Source organism: Streptacidiphilus fuscans (assembly GCF_015690355.1).
GTDB lineage: Bacteria > Actinomycetota > Actinomycetes > Streptomycetales > Streptomycetaceae > Streptacidiphilus > Streptacidiphilus fuscans.
On sequence record NZ_JADPRT010000005.1, the window covers coordinates 180,163 to 202,492 of the forward strand.

Consider the following 22,330-nt stretch of genomic DNA (forward strand, 5'->3'; position numbering starts at 1 on the left):
AAGGGCGCGTTCATAGCCTGACAGCGGCCGAACCACGGGCACGTTTTCAGGAGGTCTTGCTGGTGAGAGCACTACCGTCAACGTCGGTCCGACGACTGGGAAGGAGCGGCCGCGGCAAGGCCTGCCTGGCGCTGGCCTGCGCGGCCGGATTCGTGCTGGCCTCGGTGGCCGGCAGCGCGTCGGCCGAAGCGACGCCGTCGGCGAGCGCCGCGCCGCCGCCCGGAGTACCGCTCCCGGGCGCGGCTTCGGCGTCGGCATCAGGCATCACCCTGCCGGGCGGCGACCGGGTCGTGTATCAGGGGGCGAGCGGCAGCCGGACGTACAACGTGGTCGGGCGCGACGGCAGGACGGTGCCGTTCCTGAAGTTCGATCCGGGCCACGGACACAGCTACGTCATCCCGGCCTCGGCGCTGTCCGACGTCGCGTCGCTCGACACCGCGCAGTACGACGTGCCGCAGCTGTCCCACTCCGCAGGGCCGCTCCCCACGACGCGGGCGCGGCAGGCGCCGTCGGGCTATCCGCTGCACGTCGTCCAGATCAATGCCAAGGACCTGACCTCGGCGCCGGCGCAGAACGCCCTGAGCTTCGTGATGAACGTCGACTCCGCCGGCAAGTTCGCCTCGGTGATCCCGGACATCGACGGGGTGGCCCGAGTGGCGGTGCCGGTGGGGAACTACGCGATCTACACCGGGTTCGCCGAGTACGACGCGAGCGGCAATCCCACCGGGTTGCGTCTGGTCCTCCAGGACAACCTGGTGGTACCGAACTCCTCCGGCGTCACGATGGTCACCGCCGACGAACGCGCCGCCACCGCCCAGGTCTCGGCGGCCACGCCACGGCCCGCGACATCGGACGACGTGACGCTGGATGTGATCCGTACCGACGCCGTCGGCAACGCGGTCCCGGTCCAGGCCGTCGCGTCGGGGAACGTCTTCGTCTCCCCGCAGGGCGCGCCGACGATCGGGAAGTTGAGCTCCCAGGCGATGTGGGACGGGGTGAGCCCGGCGGGTACCGGCTCGCCGTACCGCTACGACCTCCTGCTCCCGTCGGCCGCCGATGTCCCCGCGAACGAGACGATCCCGGTGTCGGCGAGCGGATTGGCCTCGCTCCACTACACCTTCGACACCGACGCGTCCAACACCGCCCACACGGGCCTGTACGAGATCGGCGTGCGCAGTCAGCAGCTCGGTGGCCTGGTCGGCACCTATCCGGTGACGGTGCCCGAAAGCCTCACCGACTACGTCACCGCACCGCTGCCCACCGGCTTCTCCTGGCTCCAGAGCTACTACGCGGAGCTGGGCAGGGCGCCGGACGAGGGGTTCGCGGGCTTGCAGCCGGGCGACCTGCCGAGCTTCACGGCCGGGCAGCAGGTCTGGCGCACGTGGGGTCACGGACCGCTGGCCCCGCAGGTCGGGCAGTTCAGCGGCCCCAACCTCTGTTTCGCCTGCGTGGCCGGCACGTCGATGGGCATCAGCTTCAACGGCGACTTCACCGACAGCGAACCCGAGACGTCGGGCTACTACGAAGTCCCCTTCGGCTACCCCAACCCGACCGTGGAGAACTTCACGGTCTACCGGGACGGCCAACAGATCGCCCAACAGCCCGGCGTGGGCGCGTGGTTGTCCGACATCCCGCAGCAGGTCGACACCTACCGCGCGGTGTTCGACGTCGACGCGAGCGGGATCAGCTCGGTGTCCCAGGCGACCAAGACCCACACGGACCTGACGTTCGTCTACAACCCGGCCGACGACCCGCACTTGACGCTGCCGCCGGGCGACTCCTGCTACGAGGGCGGCGCCGATCCCGCCTCGTGCCGGATCCTCCCCATGCTGAACCTGAACTACCAACTGAGCACGGACGGGAGCGACACCGCTCACGCCGTGTCGGTCCTGAACCTGACCGTCGGTCACGAGAGCTACGACGGGCAGGGTTCGCAGGCGCCGGCCGTCTCGGCGAAGGTCGAGGTCTCCTTCGACGGCGGCACCACCTGGACCCCGGCGGCCACCGTCCCGACCGGCCGGAACCACTACCTGGCCGTCTGGCCCGACACAGGAGCCAAGGGCAGCATGCCGTCGCTGCGGGTCACCGCGACCGACTCGATCGGCGGCTCCATCACGCAGACCATCACCCACGCCTACACCATCGGCTGACGGGGAGTCATCATGAGGTTGATATCCAGATCCCGTCTGCGCCTCGGGGCAGCCGCGGTGGGCGTGGCGGCCCTGACGGCGACCGCCTCGACGGTGGCCCTGTCCACCACGGCCTACGCGGGACCGGCCGCGTCCGCGCACACCGCCTCGTCCACCGCCGCGTCCACCGTGCGGGACGTGTGCGGCGCGGCGAAGGCCGGGTACGACCGCTGTCTGGCGGAGGTCCGCACGGACGTGCACGAGGGCCTGGGCGTCCGCGGCAAGGCGGCTGCGGCCGTCACCGGCCATGCGGCGGCGCTGCCGGCCGGCTTCGGCCCGGCCGACCTGCAGGCGGCTTACAAGCTGCCGAGTACCGGCGGCGCGAACCAGACCGTGGCGATCGTCGACGCCGGCGACGACGCGAGCGCCGAGGCGGACCTTGCCGTCTACCGCGCAACCTACGGCCTGCCCGCGTGCACCACGGCCGACGGCTGCTTCACGAAGGTGAACCAGACAGGCGCCTCCGCACCGCTGCCGGCGGATCAGGGCTGGGGCATCGAGATCGCCCTGGACGTGGACATGGTGTCCGCGGCCTGCCCGCAGTGCCACATCCTGCTGGTGGAGTCCGACGACGCCTCCTCGCAGAACCTGGCCGCCTCCGTCGACACCGCGGTGAGGCTCGGGGCGACGGAGGTGTCCAACAGCTACGGCGCCACCGAGGGCAACGGCATCCAGGCGTACGCCCCCGACTACGCCCACCCCGGAGTGGCGATCTTCGCCTCCTCCGGCGACAGCGGCTACGGCATCCCGATCGTCCCGGCCGCGTACAGCTCGGTGATCGCCGTCGGCGGCACCTCGCTGACCAAGGACGTAAGCGCGCGCGGCTGGAGCGAGACGGCGTGGGGTGGGGCCGGTAGCGGCTGCTCGGCCTGGATCGACAAGCCGGCCTGGCAGAGGGACCAGGACTGTCCGGGACGCATGACCGCCGACGTCTCGGCGGACGCCGACCCGAACACCGGCCCCGCGGTCTACGACGCCAACCCCCACGACGGCACCCCCGGCTGGGGCGTCGTCGGCGGCACCAGCGCCGCCTCCCCGTTCCTCGCCGGCGTCGTCGCGCAGGCCGGAAACCCGGCGAAGTTCCCGAACGCCTCGGCGTTCTACTCGCCGTCGGCCGCTGCCGGCCTGAACGACGTGGTGGGAGGGGCCAACGGATCCTGTGCCGGGGACTACCTGTGCACCGCCGTCGCAGGCTATGACGGCCCGACGGGCATGGGATCGCCGAACGGCCTGTCAGCCTTCTGAAAGGCCGGGTCGGCAGCACGACACCGCCTCGGGCTCCGTGGACGTCGTCCACGGAGCCCGAGGTGCTACCCGAACCAGGCCGCCTCCGCTGCTAGCGCGTCGTGGTCGGGTACGGCGGGTAGACCGGGGCGGGCCAGGGGCCGCACTGGGTCGGGGTGATCCCGGAGTTGCCGCCCTGGTCGGTGAGGATGAAGTGCCCGACGTCGCAGCTGTAGCTCGGGGCCTTGCCTTGGTCTGCCTGGGCCACGCCGCTCGCGGTCACGTTCTTGACCGTCACCGAGGCTCCGGTCTGGTCCTGGAGGGCGAAGGTGCCGGTCCCGCTGATGGTCACGGTGTCGAGACTGACGCCGTTGACGGTGCCCTGGATCCACTGGATCGCCTCGTAGGGGCTCTGCTCGATCAGGGCGTTGCTGACGTCGACGGGCCCGGTGATCGTGGCCTGTTGGGCGTCGAACCACAGGGCTCCGACGCCGAACTTCCAGTTCGGGTCGAGGTCGCCGTCCCGGATCAGCGTGTTGTTCGAGATCGTGTACAGGCCCACCGGGGTCGACTTGAACCGCTGGCCGATGTGGATGCCGCCGCCCTGGGTGATCCCGGTGTCCTCGACCAGGTTCCCGCTGATCGTGTTGTGGTCGCCGCCGTAGCCGGCGATGCCGTTCGCCAACTGCTGCAGCTGCACGGTGTTGTTCGAGATGGTGTCCTGGGAGTCCGCGCCGATGCTCGCGTCCGCCCACAGCGCGATTCCGTCGTCGCCGGTGTTGCGGACGTTGCTGTCGGTGATCGTCGAGCCGGTCACGCCGCCGTGCAGGTTGATGCCGTCGGCCGTGGTGTCACGGATGCGCATGCCGCTGAAGGTCAGGTTCGTCATCGGCCCGTCCATCCAGGCCCCGACCTTCAGGTGCTCGATCCAGAGGTCGGACACGGTCGAGTCGCTCATCGCGCCGCCGATCCCGTTGACCTGGCAGCCGTCGCACCGCTGCTGGACGTTGCCCACGATGGCGAAGTTCGACAGGTGCACCTTGGTGCTCGGCTTCGGCGCGGCGTTGCCGTAGAAGCCGGGCGCCGTGCCGGTGATCGTCGAGTACCACATGCCGGCGCCCGCGACGGTGACGTCGTTCACGCTGATGTGGCCCGGAACGTCGTACGTCCCTTGCGGGATCCACACGGTGCCGCCGGGACCGGCCGCGGCGATCGCGGCGTCGAACGCGCTCGTGGAATCGGCGGCGCCGGTCGGGTCGGCTCCCTTGCTCGTGACCGAGACCGACCCGGCCGGCTGGGCGAGCGGCGCGGCCACGTTCTCGAAGTCGGCCAGGTCGATCGTGTACGAGGACGCGGTGTCCTCCGAGTCGACCTTCAGCGTGAAGGTGGTGCCGGCCGGATAGGTGCTGTTGAACAGCCGGTGGACCTCGTCGAAGAAGTGGTGCGGATTTCCGCTGCTCGGGGTGTTGGTGAACGGATAGATGCCGTAGTACCAGCTGTACGCGTTGGTGAGCGTGAAGTCGGGCTGCTTGGCTCCGTCGACGTACAGCGACAGTGGCGCGGTGTAGACCGAGCCGGTCGCGGAATCAGGAATGCTGTAGCGGAAGTCGATCGAGTTCGTCGCCACCGGCGTCGTGAACGTGACGTACTTGCCGGTGCCCTGCAGCGTGACGGCCACGCGGCCGGACGCCTCGTCAGCGAGCTGGCCCTGCGTGAAACTCGGGCCGATGACCGTTCCGTTCGTCGGCTCGTGTGCCGCCTCGACCTCGGTGTAGGGCAGGCTCGCCCCGGCGCCGCCGGTGGCGGTCGCCGTGCCGGCGGCCGCGGTCGTGGCGAGGGGCAACCCGGTGCTGACGAGCGCGGCGGCGCCGCAGAACATGGCAATCCGGCGCAGACTTCGGCCCGATAAGGGCATCTGGGACTCCTTACTCTCGGGGCGGAACAAAGCCGGTCGACAAGGTGCCCCCGTTTTCTAGCGCACGCCCTGGTCCGTGTCGAGAGAATGTGGAAATCCACGCGAAATGATCTCGTAAAAATGGGCCCTTATTGCGCCGATGCACAACGACTTAATTGACGTCCCACGCTCATTGGTCACCTGATTTCGCATTCGGGGACGGTCTCATGGCGTACTCACGACGACTGCAGAGCGGATTCACACGCGCGCGCGATGCTCTGGATACCAGGTAGCCCGATCCCTTTCGAGGTGAGAGGTCATGGTCATGGACAGGCAGCATCCGAACAACGACGACCGTGCGAGCGGAGAGCCGTCTCGGCCCAGACGGAGGGTGATGATCGCGGTGGCCGGCTTGGCGTGCGCGGCCGTCGCGGTTGCCGGTTGCGCGGCGACCGCGTCGTCGTCCTCGTCGGCATCGAGCACGGCGTCGAACGCGGCGTCGAACGCGGCGTCGAGCGCGGCGTCGAGCGCGGCGTCGAGCGCGGCGTCGCCGGTGTCGTCCTCGTCGGCGCCCGCGGCAGGCAAAACCGGCTCGAACGCGCGCTCCGGACCGGCCGAGGGCGGAACGACGGGGACGGTCACCGCCGTCACCGCCTCCGGCTTCACCCTGAAGACGACGACCGGTCAGGCGGTGACCGTGACCGAGACCTCCACGACGAGCTTCGTGAAGGGCACGAGCCCGGCCACCTCGTCCGCCGTGGCCACGGGCCAACCCGTTCTGGTCCTCGGCACGGTCAACAGCACGACGATCAGCGCGGGACAGGTCGTCGTGCAGCCACCCGGCAGCGGTTCGACACCCTCGACCGCGTCCCAGGTGGTCCCCTTCCAGCGCGGCGGAGCCGGCGTGACCAAGCAGGTCGGTCAGGTCCCGACCACCTACGCGGAGGGCTCCGGCACGATCGTGAGCGGCACCACGGCGGACCGGGCGACCGAGGCCGCGCTCGCCGCCTACCCGGGCGGGGTCGTCGACCGGGTCGTGCAACTGAGCAACGGCGAGTACGAGGTCCACACGATCGGCGTCATCTGGCCCCACCACGTCTTCGTCACTGCGGACTTCAAGGTCGTAGGAGCCAACTAAGGTCCCTGGACCGCCCTGAGGCGCGCGGGCGCGCTACTTCAGCAGCAGCGCGCCCGGCTGCGCCGACAGCGCGCCGTCGAGGACCAGGGACGCCGCACCCACGGCGGCGACGTTCTCGCCGAGGGTGGTCGAGACGACCGCCGTGGGATGCGTCGCCTGGACGAACGGGCTGCTGGCCACCATCGGCTCCACGGTCGCAAGCACCCGGTCCGCCAGCACCTGCCAGACGGGGCCGCCGAAGACCACCGTGTCGACGTCCAGCAGCGTGGCCGCCGCGCAGACGCCGCGCCCGATCCGGATCGCCAGCCGGTCCAGGATGCCGTCGGCCGCGGCGTCCCCGGCGGCGGACAGCTCCGCGAGGCGCGTAAGTCCCCGCTGCGCGTCCGCCGGGTTCACCACCGTGTACTCGGACCCCAGCACGCCCAGCGCGACCGCCTCCTCCACCAGGGTGCGGGTGGAGCAGGCGGCCCCGAGGCCGCCGATCTCGCCGGCGTTGCCGGAGGTCCCGCGCAGCACGGTGTCGTCCACGACCAGGCCCATGCCGGTGCCGGTGCCGAAGTAGAAGAAGAGCAGGTTCCGGCTGGCCGTCGCGGCGCCCGTCCAGCGCTCGGCGACCACCGCCGCCGTCACGTCCTTGTCCAGCACGGCCGGCAGGCCGGTGGCCTCGCTCAGCCGGTCGCGCAGCGGGTACCGGCCCCAGCCGGGCAGCTCCGGGGGGTCCACCACCCAGCCGGCCACGGCGTCGATCGGGCCGGGAGCCGCGATGCCCAGGCCCAGTACCCGGTCCCGGTCGGCGACCGAGTCCAGCACCAGGGCGTTCACCGAGGCCGCCATGTCCGCGGCGATCTTGTCGGTGTCCCCGCCGCTGGGCGTGCTCTGGCTGCGCTGGGCGACGACGGTGCCGAGCAGGTCCACCACCACGCAGGTGATCACGGCCGGGTCGAGGTGGACGCCCACCGCGTACAGCGAGTCCGGGACGACCTCGAGCAGCGTGCGCGGTTTGCCGCTGCCGCTGCTCTGGCGACCGGATTCTCGGATCAGGCCCTGGTCCAGCAACCGGCGGGTGATGTTGGAGACCGTCTGCGGCGACAGGCCCGTGGCCTGGGCGAGTTCGACACGGCTGAGGCCGGAGCGTTGGCGCCGGATCGCGTCCAGGACCACGGATTCGTTGAAGTCCCCCACCCGCGGCAGATTGGTTCCACGCCGGATGGGCGACTGTGCGTCAGAACTCGCCCTCATACTCGTCAACCTGCGCCTCTTCGCCTCCGTGGACGGCCGTCCGGTCGGAGGCATGGTATGCCACCGACCGGCGACGGGGGTCGGGCCGGACCCGTCCCCCGCGCCTGGATCGGTCCCGTTCACCCCTGCCCGCTGCCACCGGCGGCCTGGGGACGCAGCCGCAGCGTCAGGATCTGGAAGGGCCGCAGCCGCAGCCGCACCGCGTCCTTGCCCTCCGGCCACAGCGCGGCCCGCCGCTCGGAGGATCCCGGCGAGGGCTGCGGCCACGGCTGCTCCAGCAGGTCGCAGTCCCAGGCGGCGGCGAGCGGGAACCCAGTGGTCAGGCGGGCCACGGCCGTTCCCCCTCCCGACTCGTAGAGGCGGACGACCACGTCGCCGCTGCAGTCGTCCGCCAGCTTGACCGACTCCACCACGACGGCGTCGTCGTCGAGGGCGATCAAGGGAGCGGCCTGCGCGGCGGCGGGACGCAGCGGCAGCGACAGCGCGTAGCCGCCCGCGACGGCCTGGGCGATGTCGGCGCCGGGGGCCAGGGCGTAACTGAACCGGTGCCGACCGCGGTCGGCCTGCGGGTCGGGGCTGTGCGGCGCGCGCAGCAGCGAGAGTCGCACGGTGGTCGTGGTGCCGCCGTCCGCGCGGGTGTCGCGGTGCAGGTCGTGGCCGTAGGTGGAGTCGGTGAGCAGCGCGGCTCCCCAGCCGCGCTCGCCCACGTGGATCCAGCGGTGCGCCCACAGCTCGAAGCGGGCGGCGTCCCAGCTGGTGTTCTCGTGGGTGGGACGGCGCACATGGCCGAACTGGATCTCGGCGCTCTCGTGCTCGGCGTGGACGTCGAGGGGCCAGGCCGCCTTGAGCACGGTGTCGCGCTCCTGCCAGTCGATGTCGTTGCGCACCGTCAACCGGTCACCCTCAGCGGCGAGTTCGAGGTGCTGGACGAAGCGCGAGGCACCGTGGGTGCGTTCGACGCGCACGACCGCCAGCAGCGGCCCGGCGTCGACCAGGGTGACGGAGTCGGCACGGTCGAGGTCGTGGACGGTGTCGCGGTAGTAGGAGTCGAGGTTCCAGGCCGACCACAGGGTGGGGTCGTCCGGGTGGACCTGGAGCAGGTTGCCCGCCGTGCCGGGGGCGATGGCCTCGCGCTCCGCTTCGTGGTCGTAGGCGGAGGTCACCAGGCCCCGGTGGTCGACCACGACCCGGAGCCGGCCGTTGTCGAGCACATAGCCGCCGTCCTCGGCGCGCGCGGTGACCGGGTGTGCGGGAGTGGTCGCCGTCCCGGAGCCCAGGGCAGGTGTCTCGGCCAGGACGGCGAGCCTTCCGTCCGACAGGAGTTGGGCCTCGTCGGCCTCCTGACCCGATGTCAGAAAAGCGACTTCTCGACGCGGCAGGGGGCCACTGTTCAGGAAGCCGGGCGCGCCGGGCAGGTGGGATGCCGACTCGCCGACGATCTCCTCCAACTCCCGGTGGATCTCGCCGTATTCGCGTTCGGCCTGCTGGTGCACCCAGGCGATGGACGAGCCCGGCAGAATGTCGTGGAACTGGTTGAGCAGCACCCGCTGCCAGAGGCGCTCCAGCCGTTCGTAGGGGTAGGCCGCGCCGGTGCGGACGGCGGCCGTCGCCGCCCACAGCTCGGCCTCGCGCAGCAGCGCCTCGGCGCGGCGGTTGCCGCGCTTGGTGCGCGCCTGGCTGGTGTATGTGCCGCGGTGGTTCTCCAGGTAGAGCTCGCCGCGCCAGACCGGGAGCCGCTCGTGCTCGGCCGCTGCGGCGGCGAAGAATGCGTCCGGCGCCTCGAGCACCACCCGGGGCGAGCCCTCCAGGTCCCGCAGGCGGCGGGCCTTCTCCAGCATCGAGGGGGTGGGACCGCCGCCGCCGTCGCCGTGGCCGAAGGGCGCGAGCGAGCGGGTGGCGACCCCCTTCTCCGCGAAGTTGGCTTCGGCGTGGGCGAGTTCGGCCCCGGTCAGCTCGGCGTTGTAGCTGTCGACGGGCGGGAAGTGGGTGAAGATCCGGGAGCCGTCGATGCCCTCCCAAGCGAAGGTGTGGTGCGGCAGCCGGTTGGTCTCGTTCCAGGAGAGCTTCTGGGTGAGGAACCACTGCGCGCCCGCGAGCTTGGCCAGCTGGGGGTAGGCGGCGGTGTAGCCGAAGGAGTCGGGCAGCCAGACCCCGGGCTGCTCGATGCCGAACTCCTCGGCGAAGAAGCGGCGGCCGTGGACGAGTTGGCGGGCGAGGGCCTCACCGCCCGGCAGGTTGCCGTCGGCCTCGACCCACATGCCGCCGACCGGCGCCCAGGTGCCCGCGGCGACGGCCTTGGTGATCCGGGCGAAGACCTCGGGGTGCTGCTCCTTGATCCAGGCGTACTGCTGCGCCGAGGAGCAGGCGAAGACCAGCTCGGGGTACTCCTGGGCGAGGGTCGTCATGTTGGTGAAGGTCCGGGCGCACTTGCGCACCGTCTCGCGGACCGGCCACAGCCAGGCGGAGTCGATATGGGCGTGGCCGACCGCCGCGACGGTGTGTGCGGAGGCGTGCGCGGGTCGGGCGAGCACGTCGGCCAGCCGGTCACGGGCCGTTGCGGCGGTGCCCGCCACGTCGGTGGGGTCGACGGCGTCGGCGGCACGGCGCAGCGCGTGCAGGATCTCGTGCCGCCGGGAGGAGCGCTCGGGCAGTTCGTGCATCAGCTCGTCGAGCACCTCGATGTCGTGGATCAGGTGCCAGACGTCCTCCTCGCGCACGGCGATCTCGGCCTGCCCGAGGCGGTAGAGGTGCTCGGTTCCTGCGGTCTTCAGCGAGCCGAAGTGGGTGTTGCGGCCCGCGCTGCCGACGATCCAGGGGTTGGCGGCGAGCTCCACGAGCAGGTCGACCCGCTCTGCGGCGGTGGCCGAGGGGCTGAGCAGCACGCTGCGGTGGTAGGGGTGCAGGCCCTGTATCGGCGAGCCGTGGGCGTCGTGGACCAGGCCCTCGGCCTGGCCGCCGGGGCCGCGGCTGAGGTCGAACCCGAGGTCGAAGACGGCCTCCACGCGGCGACCGGCCCACGCCTCGGGAATCTCCGCGCGCGCCCGGAGCCAGGTCGTCGACCAGGGGCCGCCCCAGCTGGAGCCGAGTGCGAACGGTTGGTAGTCGGCCGTCAACGCCTCGGCGACGGGCACGGGTTCGCCGTCGACCTGCCACGCGCTGAGTGCGAGCGGGCGGGTGGCGCTGTAGAGGGCGGGTCGGACCACCCGGTCCAGCAGCTTGCGGATCCGGGCCTCGGTCATCCGGCGGTCGTCATGCACGGCGGGGGTCCTTCCAGGGGTCCTGCGCAGGGTCGCGGTCGGTGTCGGGTGCGGGTGCGGGGTCGGGCGCGGGCAGGCGGACGGTGTCGCGCTGGCCGTCCGGCCAGGCGATGTCCACCAGCAGGTCGGTGCCCTCGGCCCGGGTGGTCACCAGCGGGAGGGCGGTCGGGGCGGCCCCGCCCAGGTGGACGAGGGCTACGTGGACGCTGCCGTGGGCGACAGGACCCTCGCTCTCCACGACGGGGGTCGCGGAGGCGCTGCCGAGGGCGTTGCTGTCCTTGCCCGGCACCACGGACGCCCGGGGCAGGCCCTGAAGGCCCGTGATCTGGGAGACCAGGCCGTCCGCGACCGCAAGTCGGGCGGTGGCACCCTCGGCCGTCACGGCGAGCGCCGACGGCAGGTCAGCGGCCAGGGCCCAGCCCCCGATCCGCAGTCGGCCCACCGTATCTGACGCCACGTCAGCAGCGGCGTCGACGCGTACGGCCCGCACCTCGACGGAACCGCGCAGCGCCGAGCCGACGGTGATCCAGGGGCCGAGCCGGTAGTCGGTGTCCGGGCCGCCGAAGACGTCCCAGGTGGCGTCCTCGGGCCAGTGCGCCCGGGAGCGGGAGACGGCGGCAGCTCCGTCGATGGAGACGCGGGTGGCCGGACGCCGGTGGGAGGCGCGGCCGTTGACGTCGAGGAGGACGACGGCGTTGTCCAGCGGCTCGACGTCCGGGCAGGATCCGGGCCCGGGACTTGCGTCCCCGGGGGTCTCCGGTGCGGTGTGGGTGGAGTAGGCGAAGCGCGCGTAGCAGGGGTCGTCGGAGTGGAGGCGGGCCGGGTCGGCGTGGTCGCCGCCGTGGTTGACGACCCGCACCACGCCGTCGGCGGCGGTGCCGGAGACCAGCCAGCCCGGCGCGGCCAGAGCGCGGGTGACATCGCCTCGCTCGACCGGGAGTTGCGTACCCTCCTCGGTCCACACCGGGTGGTCCGGCGGCAGAGCGAGACCGATGAAGCCCTTGCTCGCCCAGTACGGGGACGCGGGCCCGGAGTAGCCCTGCAGCACACCGCGGAAGGGTCGGTGCCAGCCCAGGGTGAGCAGGCCGTGGTCGTCGGTCGCACCGTGCCGGGTGAAGTGGTCCAGCGTGCGGGTGGCGACGGCCCGGGTCTCCCCCGGCGCCAGCGGCGTGGCGTCGAACAACGCACCGGTCCACAGGGGTGCGAGTGCCGCGTGCCGGTAGGTGAGCGAGCGGCCCTGGACGAGCGGAGAACCGTTGGCCCCAACCAGCAACCGCTGGTCCTCAAGGAATCGGCGCAGTCGGGCCCGGTAGCGGTCGAGCAGCCCGGCCGGTGCGGCGTCCCCGAGGATGCGGCAGAACCACAGCGGATACAGGTGCATGGCCCAGCCGTTGTAGTGGTCGAAGTTGCGCCGTTCACCGCCGGTCAGCCCGTCGGAGTACCAGCCCTCCCCCGCGTACCAGCCGTCGGTCAGCGCGATGGTGCGGTCCAGGTCCTGTTGCAGCCACTCCCCGCCGACCGTGCGGGCGAACGCCTCGGTGACCGCCTGGAACCAGACCCAGTTGTTGCCCGGCATCAGGTTGCCGACCATGGGCGCGAGCCAGTCAAGCACCTGCCGCCGGACCCGGTCGTCGAGACGGTCCCAGATCCAGGTCCTGGTCTCGTGCAGGGCGAGCGCGATGGAGGCGGCCTCGACCTTGGCCTGGTTCGCCTCGGCGAAGGTGGGCCAGCGCTCGGGGTGCTTCGCGTCGGTGCCGGCGGCCAGGCCGGCCGCGTACCAGCCGGCCAGGTCGTGCGGGTCGGCCCCGCCCGCTCCCGCCAGCCGGAAACCGGCCAGCAGGAACGTGCGGGCGAAGCCTTCGAGGCCGTCGCTGTGCGTGCCGTTGAGGCTCGGCACGCCGGGCAGCCCGATCAGGGCGTGCCCGGCGGTCGCGTAGGGCCGCACCGCGAGCAGCAGGCGGTCCGCCGTCTGCTCCCAGTGGGCGCGGTCCTCGGCGGGAGTGCGATCCTCGGCATGAGTGCCATGCATGACCGTACGTCCATCCAGTCGATGAAACCTTGGCAGTGACGGGGCGTCAGCTCTGCGGGATGCGCAGCGTCACCAGCTGGAAGGGCCGCAGCTCGATCGAGACGGCTCCGTCCTCGCCCGCGAGTGGTGCGGAGCCCGGGAGGGGCCGCTCCAGCAGATCGGTCGGGACGGCGCGGTCGACGGCGAACCCGTCGGCCGCAGCCACGGCCACGCTCGCGCGCGCCCGCCCACCGTGGGCCTCGTAGAGACGGACGACCAGGTCGCCACTGCGGTCGTCGGCGAGCTTGACCGCGCTCACCACCACGGCGTCCCCGTCCACGGTCACCAGCGGCGCCACGGCTGCGGCGGCTCCGGTGACCCGGCGTTCGGGCAGGTTGGCCCGGTAGCCCTCGCGGACCGCGTCGCCGATCGCGCCCGGCACCAGCGCGTGCCGGAACCGGTGCACGCCCTGGTCCGTCTCCGGGTCGGGATAGCGCGGCGCGCGGAGCAGCGACGCCCGTACCGTGGTCGTCGTGCCGCCGTCCTCAGCGCGCACCGCGCGGGTGACGTCGTGGCCGTAGGTGGCGTCATTGACCACGGCGACGCCCCACCCCGGCTCGTCGACGTGGACGAAGCGGTGGTTGCAGGCCTCGAACTTGGCCCACTCCCAGCTGGTGTTCTGGTGCGTGGGCCGGTAGGCATGGCCGAACTGGGTCTCCGAGGCGTACCGGTCGGCCTTCACGTCCAGCGGGAAGGCCAGCTTGAGGAACCGCTCGCGCTCGTGCCAGTCCACCTCGGTGTCGATGTCCAGCCGCTTCACGGCGTTCGGCACCGACAGCAGCTGGACGACCTTCGACTCGCCGAAGGCCCGCTCGACGCGGACCGCTTCGCCCTCGACGCCGAGGGAGGTCACCTCGACCAGGTCGCGGCCGGTGTTCCGGTAGAAGGCGTCGACGTCCCAGGCGTCCCACTGGTTGGGGAAGTCGGGGTGGAGCTGGAGCAGGTTGACGGCCTGTCTCGGTGCGACCGCCTCGCGCTCGGCCGTCAGGTCGTAGGCCGAGACCACCAGCCCTCGTGCGTCGATCTCGACCCGCAGCAGGCCGTTGTCCAGCACGTAGCCGCCGCCCTCGCGTGGCGTCGGCGCCACGGATCCCGCCCCGGCCTCGGGCGCGGCACCGCCTGAGGGCACGCCGCCGCGCGCGTGCGGAGCGCCGTTGAACAGCAGCTCGACCGATCCCTCACCGGCCAGCGCCCGCTGGGCGTCCGCGATGATGCCCTCCAGCTCCTGGCCCAGCCGGGCGTAGGTCTCGCGTGCCTCGCGGTGCACCCAGGCGATGGAGGAGCCGGGCAGGATGTCGTGGAACTGGTGCAGCAGCACCGTCTTCCAGATCCGGTCCAACTCGGCGTACGGGTACGGCGTTCCGGCCCGCACGGCCGCCGTCGCCGCCCAGAGCTCGGCCTCGGTCAGCAGCGACTCGCTGCGCCGGTTGCCGCGCTTGGTCTGCGCCTGGCTGGTCAGCGTGGCGCGGTGGAGTTCCAGATAGAGCTCGCCGACCCAGACCGGCGGGTTCGGGTACTCGGCCTCAGCCTTGTCGAAGAACGCCGCCGGCGCCTCCCAGCGCACCGTGGCCGAACCCTCCAGATCGCGCAGCCGCGCCGCCTTGGCGACCATCTCGCGGGTGGTGCCGCCTCCGCCGTCGCCGTAGCCGGTCGGCGCCAGCGAGCGGGTGGCGACGCCCTTCTCCTTGAAGTTGTTGGCGGCGTGGGCGATCTGACGGCCTCTCATCTCGCAGTTGTACGAGTCGACCGGCGGGAAGTGGGTGAAGATCCGGGAGCCGTCGATGCCCTCCCAGAGGAAGGTGTGGTGGGGGAAGCGGTTGGTCCGGCTCCAGGAGATCTTCTGGGTCAGCAGCCTGCGCACCCCGGCCGCCTTGATGATCTGCGGCAGCCCGGCGGCGAACCCGAAGGTGTCCGGCAGCCACGCCTCCTCGCTCTCCAGGCCGAACTCCTCCAGGAAGAAGCGCTTGCCGTGGACGAACTGCCGCGCCATCGCCTCGGAGCCGGGCATGTTGGTGTCGGACTCCACCCACATGCCGCCGACGGGCACGAAACGGCCGTCCGCCACCGCCTTCTTGACGCGGGCCCAGACCTCCGGCCGATGCTCCTTGATCCAGGCGAACTGCTGGGCCTGGGACATCGCGAAGACGAACTCGGGCTCCTCCTCCAGCAGCGCGGTCATGTTGGAGGTGGTCCGGGCGACCTTGCGCACCGTCTCGCGCAGCGGCCACAGCCAGGCGGAGTCGATATGCGCGTGGCCGACCGCGCTGATCCGGTGCGCGGCGGGGGCAGCCGGGGCGGCCAGCACACCGGCCAGTTCGTCCCGGGCCGCCTGGGCGGTGCCGTTGACGTCCTGCAGATCGACGGCGTCCAGCGCCCGGCTGACCGCGCGCAGGATCTCCCAGCGGCGCGCGCTTTCCAGCGGGAGCTCGGCCATCAGCTCGCCGAGCACCTCCAGATCCATGACGAGGTTCCACACCGTCTCGTCGAAGACGGCCAGCCGCATCGGGCCGAGCACGTACTGCGGCGCGTCACCCGCCGTGGCGCGGTCGCCCATCGGCGTCGGTTGGAAGGGCACGCCGTTCGCGTCGAGGTCCGGGTTGGACGCCGCCTCGATCCGCCAGTGCACCTCCTCGCCACCGGCCACCGGGGAACCCACCCGGACGTGGTTGTTGCGCGGGTGCAGCCCCTTCACCGGCGAACCGTCGGGCCGGTAGACGAGGCCCTCGCACTGGAACCCCGGGGTACGCGGGGTGAAGCCGAGGTCGAGCACCGCCTCGACGGTGGCGCCCGCCCACTCGGCGGGCACGGTCCCGGTGACCTTGAACCAGCTGGTCCCCCAGGGCGCGCCCCATGGGGTGCCTTCGCCGACGGGCCGGGTCGTCGCCGCCAACCCCTCGGCCACGGGCACGGGTTCACCCGTCGTCGACCAGATCTCGACGTCCAGGGGAGCGGTCACGGGGTAGACGGCGGGACGGATGCGCTCCCGCAGGACGCGCTCCAGTCGTGCTTCGACCAGTTTCCGGTCGTCGTGCATGGGATGGGGTCTCCTGTTGCTGCGAGCGTGTGGGGTGCTGGGTGTTCGGCGAAGTGCTGGTGAGGTGTCGGCGTCGGGTTCGGCGGCCGGGGTCAGGGGTGGGTGCGGCAGCCGGGGTCAGACGACCGGAGCGGGGCGTTCGCAGGTGCTGGCCACCGGGAGCGTCCGGCCCTGGTCCGCCGCCTCCAGCAGGGTGAGCATCACGTCCAGGACGTGGGCGGCGAGTTCGGCGGACGCCCGGTGCGGCCGACCCTCCGCCAGCGCCTCGGCCAGGTCGGCGAGGCCGGTGCCACGGCCGGCGTCCCGGTAGCCGGCGTTCGGCGCCAGGACTTCCCAGCCGTCACCGCGGTTGAGCTCGACCGGCCCGTCGAAGTTGTTGGGATCGGGCAGCGACAGCGATGCCTCGGTTCCGTGCACCTCGATCCGCGGCAGGCGCGCGGCCTTGACGTCGAAGCTCATCACCAGGGTGCTCAGCGCTCCCCCGGCGTGCTCCAGGACTCCGGTGATGTGGGTGTCCACCTCCACCGCGAAGCTCTGCCCGGCGCGGGGGCCGCTGCCGATGGTGCGCTCGGCGCGCGGCCTGGAGGAAGCGCCGGTCACCTTCACCACGGGACCGAGCAGATGGACCAGCGCGGAGAGATAGTAGGGGCCCATGTCGAGCAGCGGGCCGCCGCCCGGGCGGTAGTAGAACTCCGGGTCCGGGTGCCACTTCTCGTGCCCGGCGCCGGTCATGAAGGCGGTGGCGGAGACCGGACGCCCGATCAGGCCGTCGTCGACGGCCTTGCGGGCGGTCTGTGTCCCGGTCCCGAGGACGGTGTCCGGCGCGCTCGCCACCCTCAGCCCCGCCGCACGGGCGGCGGCGAGGACGGCCTCGGCCTCCTTGCGGTCGACCGCGAGCGGCTTCTCGCCGTAGACGTGCTTGCCCGCGCTGAGCGCCGCAAGGGCGACCTCGGCGTGCGCGGCGGGGATGGTCAGGTTGAGCACGGTGTCCACGTCGTCCCGGGCGACCAGCTCGGCGACGGACCCGACGACCGCGACCTCCCGCCCGTTGCCCGCTCCCCCGGCCGACGCCTCCCGGGCGAGGCTCGCGGCGCGCTCCCGGTCGAGATCGGTGACGGCGGTGAGCCGGACCGAGGTCAGGCGGTCCAGCGTGGCGAGATACGCGCCGCTGATCTTGCCCGCACCCACGATGCCGATCCTCAACGGCTCGCCCACAGCAGTCCCCTCTCGGTCAACGTGCGGACCTCCGGCACGTCGAAGTCGTCGGGCTTGTGCCCGATGGTCGATACGAAGACCCGCCCGGCACCCCACGTCCGGGTCCAGACGGCAGGCGTCACCGCGGGCCGGTCGCGCAGCTCGTCGGGCGGGAAGGTGGTGGTGGCCAGCACCTCGATGTGCGGGTCGGTGAGCATCCAGTACTGCTCGGTGTGCACGTCGAAGTCCCGGAGCCCGGCGATGACCGGGTGCTCCGCCTGCTCGGGCAGCAGGTGCACGGTGTGGTCGTGGAAGCCGGGCGGGTGCATCACGAACCGGCCGCCGGTGAGCAGGTGGTAGCCGTGGTCGAGGAAGGAGTCGACGATGCCGCCGTGCCAACCGGCCAGCCCGCTGCCGCCGCGGACCGCCGCGGCGAGGTTGTCGCACTGCTCGCGGGTGATCGTGCCCATGGTCCAGCACTGCACGATCAGGTCGGTGGCCGCCAGACGCTCGGCGTCCTCGTACACGGCGAGGTCCTCGGCGGTCTCGACCGCGAACCCCTGCTCCTTCAGGAAGGGGACGAAGCTGTCGCTGATCGCCACGGGTTGGTGTCCGTCCCAGCCGCCGCGGACGACCAGCGCCCGACGGGTGGTGTGAGTGGTCACGGAGATTGCACGCTCCCCTCGGCACCGTGCGTGACAGCGCACGGAGTTGGGTGGTTGGCGCTTGCCCGGTGAACCTACGAATGGGCGTCAGAGTTTGTCAATACATTGGACGAACTCGGCGCGGACCGGTCTTCGCGAGGGGGCCTCTCGCGTGAGCGCCGCGCGGGCGCCACTTCTGGGGAAAGCCATGGACCGAGCCCACACCCTCGCACCATCCCGATCCATCGCCCCGTCAGATCCGCTGCTCTGAAGGATCCATGACGGCCCGCTGCATCCATTGACTTAACCCAGTCGATGGATTTAGTGTCCGGAGGCCGCGCAGGCCCCTGACCCCCTCTCCACTCTCCGCCCAAGCCCTCCGGAGGACGCATGGCCGATCGACCGGCGGCGGTGTTCGCCATGGACCCCGTCAACGTCAGCCGCCTGTTCCCGCCCCCTCTCATGGAGCGCCTCACTGCTCTCCTCGACCTGGGCGAGCCCGGCAATCCGCGTGTCCTGTCCGGCTTCACCTCGGACGCGGAACGTGCGGCCCTCTCCGGAGTCGAGGTGCTGATCACCGGCTGGGGCTGCCCGCCGCTGGACGAGCAGGTCATGGCCGCCGCGCCCAGGCTGCGCATCGTGCTGCACGCGGCGGGCACCGTACGGAAGTTGGTCACCGACGCATGCTGGGACCGGGGCGTCGTCGTCTCGACGGCGGCCGAGGCCAACGCCCGCCCGGTGGCCGAGTACACCCTGGCTGCCGCCCTCCTCGCGGGCAAGGACGCGTTCCGCCGGAGCCGCCTCTCCGCCCACCAGGGAGGTCAACGATCGGCACAGGAATCCGCGTTGGGCAACAACGGCCGAAGGCTCGGAATCATCGGCGCCTCACGCGTCGGCCGTGCGCTGATCGAACTCCTGCGACCGTTCCGGTTCGCGGTCTCCCTCAGCGACCCGTACGTCGAGGAGACCGAGGCCGTCCGGCTCGGCGTGACCCTGCTCCCGCTGGACGACCTGCTGCGCAGCAGCGACATCGTCACCCTGCACGCCCCCGACATCCCGCAGACCTACCGGTTGCTGGACCGTCGACGCCTCGCCCTGATCCCCGACGGCGCCACGCTGATCAACACCTCGCGCGGGGCGCTGATCGCACCGGACGCCCTGACCGACGAACTGGTCTCCGGCCGCCTCCGCGCGGTCCTGGACGTGACCGAGCCGGAGCCCCTGCCGGCCTCCTCGCCCCTGCACGGCCTGCCGAACGTCCTCCTCACCCCGCACATCGCCGGCTCGCTCGGCAACGAGCTGGAGCAGTTGGGCCGTTCGGTGCTCGACGAGGCGGAAAGGGTGGCCGAGGGCCTACCCCTCCGCCACGAGGTGCGCCGGACCGACCTGTCCCGCGTCGCATGAGCAGTGGCGCGCTCGTGGCAGCGGTGGACATCGGCGGCACGAAGATCGCGGGCGGCCTGGTGTCCCGCGACGGCGAGCTGCTGCACGAGGTCCAGGTGCCCACTCCCGCCAAGGGGTCCGCGGCAGCAGTGCTGAGCGCCGTGCACTCCGTCCTCGATCTGCTTGCTTCACAGGCGAGTTGGCATCGGGTGGACCGGGTCGGGGTGGGCAGTGCCGGGCCGGTCGACGTGACGGCCGGGACGGTCAGCCCGGTCAACATCCCGAACTGGCGCGGCTTCCCGCTGGTGGACCAGCTCACCGCCCATCCGGCCGTGAGCGGTCGGCTCCCCGTGGTGCTGGGCGGCGACGCCGTGGCGATGACGGCGGCGGAGCACTGGATCGGCGCGGCGCGCGGCTTCTCCACCGCGTTGTGTCTGGTCGTCTCGACAGGCGTCGGCGCGGGGCTGGTGCTCGACGGCAAGGTCCATGCCGGACCGACCGGCAACGCCGGTCACCTGGGCCACATCACCGTGGACCTGGACGGCGACCCCTGCCCCTGCGGCTCGCGCGGCTGCCTGGAGCGCCTGGCAAGCGGTACGGCGATCGCAGCCTGGGCGCTGGGGCACGGCTGGCGCCCGGAGGCTGACGACACGTCGGCCGCGGCAGTGGCGGCCTCCGCCCGAGCGGGTGACCCGGTCGCGCTCGCAGCCTTCGACCGTGCGGCAAAGGCGCTGGCCGCGGGCATCGCCGCCACCGCGACCCTGGTCGAACTGGAGGCGGCCGTGCTGGGCGGAGGCGTCCTCCGGGCGGGCGACCTGCTACTCAGCCCCCTGCGTCACCACCTGCAGACGTACGCGGCCCTGCCCTTCACCCGGCGCATCCGAATCCTCCCCGCCCAACTGGGCACCCACGCAGGCCTGGTCGGCGCTGCGGCCCTGGCACTGCGGTAGCTCCCGACACCGCCGGGCTGCTGACATGTCATCGCGTCACCGTCGGGACGGGCTCCCTCCACAGCAGGGCGTCGTCGCGGAAGGACTGGTGGACGGGGACGAGCTCGCCCGGGTCGTCGAGGGCGGCGAGGGTGACCGCGATGCTCGTGGCGCCGTCGTCGAGGGCGCAGATCTGGCTGCCGCATTCAGGGCAGCGTCCGCGCCGGGAGTCGGGCCAGGTGTGGTGCCACACCGGTTCCCCACCGGGGCCAGTCCAGTCGAAGTCGACGAGGTCGAAGCTCACCCAGGTCATCTCGGTCGCGCCGGACAGGCGGCGGCAGTGGGCGCAGGAGCAGGTGTGCCCGAAGTCCGGAACGCCGCTCGCCCGGAAGCGGATCCGGCCGCACTGGCACCCGCCCTCGCGCAGGGCCGGACCGGCGGGCGGGTAGGCGTCGTGGTCACGGCGGGCGGTCTGCATCAGAGCCGCTCGCGAGGCCAGCGGATAGGAGTGCACGAGGCCGTCGGCCTGGTAGGCGTGCGGGAAAGCAGTGGCGAGCACGTTGAGACTGGGCTGGAACAGCGGCGCGGGCAGGGGGCCGATCGGGTACCACTCCCAGCGTTCGACCAGGTGCGGCTCCATGGCCTTCGGGCTGCCGGTGAAGCGGCTCACGTAGGCGACGACGGTGACGCGCGGACGGTCGCCGCGCTCGTCGACGAGCATCGCGAGAAGCTGCACGTCGCGTGGTGCGACGACGAGTCCTGACTCCTCACCGATCTCGCGCGCCGCGGTCTCGGTCAGGTCCTCCCCGGGCTCCGCCTTGCCGCCGAGCAAAGCGAGCGGGCTCCAAGATTGTCGACGAGCAAACCCATCGAACCCGCGCAGCCCTCCGCCGCCGAGGCGGTCATGCGGGTCAAGTTCCAGCCTATCGACACAGCGCCGACAGCGGCCAACGTCTCCATTACCCGCTGATCCGCAGCAACTCCGACAAAGGCACCCCCCGATTTTCTGAGCTGGCGGACGGAACGGGGACGAGGCTGTCCGACCGACATCCCATTCCGACGAGCCGTCCCGCGACCGGATCAGTGGAACCTAGCGCCCACCCAACGACAGTCGGGCAGTCATGTCCGGCGCCGTCCCGAGTAGCCGAACGGCCCACCGGGCCGAACCGACGGACCGTCACGAACATCGAGGCTAATGCCGTCTCTCGAGCCCTGCCTGCTCACTCCTTCGTTTGAATCACACCCCGCGCCCGCGGGACATAGCCATTGAGAAAGTCTTTAATGAGAGCCAAAGTCCATTCGGCATCATAGAGCTCGGCAGACACCAGCCTTCCGCCAGAAACCAACGCTTCATCGCCTAGACTAATCATGCCGTCCTGAAGAATGCCAGCAACCGTCCTGAAGAACCTCCCCAGTTCACTCCGCTCCAAAGCAACGGACCAGCAGACCAGGGACTTGGTCAGTTCACCGACTTCGTGCGCACGAGAGCTGGCCATGTCCAGGGAAACGGGCACATCCGCACGAGGCGGCCACGAGATTCTTCCGACGACATCGAGGATAGCCTCGGCTTCCTTCATCGAAGGCAGCCAACGCACCTCGAGAAACGCCTCGTCAAAAACCTTAATTACCTTCACAATTTCATCCGCCAAAGGCCGCGGACTCTTCACCAGGTCATAGCCACTCCATCCACGCACATACTGCCCAAAGGATGGGTCTCCTTCTTCATCACCTCCGATCGTAACAAAGTCGATCCTTACGGAATCCCACTCACTAAAATTCTCATCGAGTAGGCTTACTCGGTGGCATGCGTGGTCCGCCAAGAATCGCCAAAGTGCCGCGCTTGCGTCATCATCTTCCGATGCGGACAGCACATTTCGAGAAGAATCGTCCGTGGAACCAGAGTGCCGAAGTGCACCAAGGGAAAGAATCATGTGGCAGGTCCTGCATAGGAGACTAACCATCTCGTCCATCATCAGTCACGCCCTTGCTTGGACTTTCCTAGAAACTAGCAACACGAGTCCGGCTGCTCATACATGAAACTGCCGGGCTAAGGTCGTTGGGTCGATGCCACAGGAGCATCGACCCAACGACAAAAAAACCGGCCAGCTAAAACAAAGACATCGTCAAAAAAAAAAAA

At 71.1% G+C, this 22,330-nt stretch carries 15 protein-coding genes; 5 read left to right on the forward strand and 10 right to left on the reverse strand.

Translation table 11 applies throughout. The features are described from left to right. Positions 1-62: 62 nt before the first annotated feature. Both I2501_RS14065 and I2501_RS14070 read left to right on the forward strand, forming a co-directional pair. Entirely contained in the window at positions 63-2,150 is a 2,088-nt protein-coding gene (locus I2501_RS14065; protein WP_196194313.1) for a hypothetical protein, read from the forward strand. Between the two features lie 12 nt (positions 2,151-2,162). Further along, positions 2,163-3,434, forward strand: a complete 1,272-nt coding sequence (locus I2501_RS14070) for a S53 family peptidase (RefSeq protein WP_196194314.1) — start codon at positions 2,163-2,165, stop codon at positions 3,432-3,434. A gap of 91 nt (positions 3,435-3,525) precedes the next feature. Here I2501_RS14070 and I2501_RS14075 read toward each other — a convergent pair whose 3' ends face one another. Both I2501_RS14075 and I2501_RS14080 read right to left on the reverse strand, forming a co-directional pair. Next, positions 3,526-5,328 carry a glycosyl hydrolase family 28-related protein gene (locus I2501_RS14075; RefSeq protein WP_196194315.1) on the reverse strand — a complete coding sequence of 601 codons (1,803 nt, stop codon included), beginning with the start codon at positions 5,326-5,328 and terminating at the stop codon, positions 3,526-3,528. A gap of 237 nt (positions 5,329-5,565) precedes the next feature. Continuing rightward, positions 5,566-5,949, reverse strand: a complete 384-nt coding sequence (locus I2501_RS14080; protein ID WP_196194316.1) for a hypothetical protein — start codon at positions 5,947-5,949, stop codon at positions 5,566-5,568. 55 nt (positions 5,950-6,004) lie between these two features. On the opposite strand from I2501_RS14080, the gene I2501_RS14085 reads away from it, so the two are divergent. Continuing rightward, entirely contained in the window at positions 6,005-6,445 is a 441-nt protein-coding gene (locus I2501_RS14085) for a hypothetical protein (RefSeq protein ID WP_196194317.1), read from the forward strand. A gap of 33 nt (positions 6,446-6,478) precedes the next feature. On the opposite strand, the gene I2501_RS14090 is transcribed toward I2501_RS14085, so the two are convergent. The 6 genes from I2501_RS14090 to I2501_RS14115 form a co-directional block, all read right to left on the reverse strand. Further along, a complete protein-coding gene (locus I2501_RS14090; protein ID WP_408022734.1) occupies positions 6,479-7,684 on the reverse strand; it encodes an ROK family transcriptional regulator in 1,206 nt (401 codons plus the stop codon). A 119-nt stretch (positions 7,685-7,803) separates the two neighbouring features. Next, positions 7,804-10,941, reverse strand: coding sequence for an alpha-mannosidase (locus I2501_RS14095; RefSeq protein WP_196194319.1), 3,138 nt, complete (start codon positions 10,939-10,941; stop codon positions 7,804-7,806). Beyond that, complete coding sequence (locus I2501_RS14100) at positions 10,934-12,970, reverse strand: DUF2264 domain-containing protein (protein WP_196194320.1); 2,037 nt, start codon at positions 12,968-12,970, stop codon at positions 10,934-10,936. Before I2501_RS14100 ends, I2501_RS14095 begins: the two co-directional genes overlap by 8 nt. 46 nt (positions 12,971-13,016) lie before the next feature. Beyond that, positions 13,017-16,043, reverse strand: coding sequence for an alpha-mannosidase (locus tag I2501_RS14105; RefSeq protein ID WP_196194321.1), 3,027 nt, complete (start codon positions 16,041-16,043; stop codon positions 13,017-13,019). 117 nt (positions 16,044-16,160) lie between these two features. Then, positions 16,161-17,258: a Gfo/Idh/MocA family protein gene (locus tag I2501_RS14110; RefSeq protein WP_196194322.1), complete on the reverse strand. Its 1,098-nt coding sequence runs from the start codon at positions 17,256-17,258 to the stop codon at positions 16,161-16,163. Beyond that, positions 17,243-17,902, reverse strand: a complete 660-nt coding sequence (locus I2501_RS14115; RefSeq protein ID WP_408022735.1) for a ThuA domain-containing protein — start codon at positions 17,900-17,902, stop codon at positions 17,243-17,245. The genes I2501_RS14110 and I2501_RS14115 overlap by 16 nt, the downstream gene beginning before the upstream one ends. Positions 17,903-18,271: 369 nt before the next feature. Between I2501_RS14115 and I2501_RS14120 the strand changes: the two genes are divergently transcribed. Both I2501_RS14120 and I2501_RS14125 read left to right on the forward strand, forming a co-directional pair. After that, positions 18,272-19,285, forward strand: a complete 1,014-nt coding sequence (locus tag I2501_RS14120) for a hydroxyacid dehydrogenase (protein WP_196194323.1) — start codon at positions 18,272-18,274, stop codon at positions 19,283-19,285. Beyond that, the gene (locus I2501_RS14125) at positions 19,282-20,214 is read left to right on the forward strand and encodes an ROK family protein (RefSeq protein WP_196194324.1); all 933 of its coding nucleotides are present in this window, start codon (positions 19,282-19,284) and stop codon (positions 20,212-20,214) included. The genes I2501_RS14120 and I2501_RS14125 overlap by 4 nt, the downstream gene beginning before the upstream one ends. A gap of 28 nt (positions 20,215-20,242) precedes the next feature. On the opposite strand, the gene I2501_RS14130 is transcribed toward I2501_RS14125, so the two are convergent. Both I2501_RS14130 and I2501_RS14135 read right to left on the reverse strand, forming a co-directional pair. Further along, entirely contained in the window at positions 20,243-21,277 is a 1,035-nt protein-coding gene (locus I2501_RS14130; RefSeq protein ID WP_328806390.1) for a GFA family protein, read from the reverse strand. A 136-nt stretch (positions 21,278-21,413) separates the two neighbouring features. Beyond that, the gene (locus I2501_RS14135; protein ID WP_196194326.1) at positions 21,414-22,124 is read right to left on the reverse strand and encodes a hypothetical protein; all 711 of its coding nucleotides are present in this window, start codon (positions 22,122-22,124) and stop codon (positions 21,414-21,416) included. Positions 22,125-22,330: the final 206 nt, after the last annotated feature.

What these genes read in the sequence shown, in the direction of transcription:
- I2501_RS14090 (WP_408022734.1), bottom strand. Translation starts at nt 7,684, where the DNA reads ATGAGGGCGAGTTCTGACGCACAGTCGCCCATCCGGCGTGGAACCAAT.
- I2501_RS14105 (WP_196194321.1), bottom strand. Translation starts at nt 16,043, where the DNA reads ATGCACGACGACCGGAAACTGGTCGAAGCACGACTGGAGCGCGTCCTG.
- I2501_RS14135 (WP_196194326.1), bottom strand. Translation starts at nt 22,124, where the DNA reads ATGATTCTTTCCCTTGGTGCACTTCGGCACTCTGGTTCCACGGACGAT.
- I2501_RS14075 (WP_196194315.1), bottom strand. Translation starts at nt 5,328, where the DNA reads ATGCCCTTATCGGGCCGAAGTCTGCGCCGGATTGCCATGTTCTGCGGC.
- I2501_RS14100 (WP_196194320.1), bottom strand. Translation starts at nt 12,970, where the DNA reads ATGCATGGCACTCATGCCGAGGATCGCACTCCCGCCGAGGACCGCGCC.
- I2501_RS14125 (WP_196194324.1), top strand. Translation starts at nt 19,282, where the DNA reads ATGAGCAGTGGCGCGCTCGTGGCAGCGGTGGACATCGGCGGCACGAAG.
- I2501_RS14120 (WP_196194323.1), top strand. Translation starts at nt 18,272, where the DNA reads ATGGCCGATCGACCGGCGGCGGTGTTCGCCATGGACCCCGTCAACGTC.
- I2501_RS14070 (WP_196194314.1), top strand. Translation starts at nt 2,163, where the DNA reads ATGAGGTTGATATCCAGATCCCGTCTGCGCCTCGGGGCAGCCGCGGTG.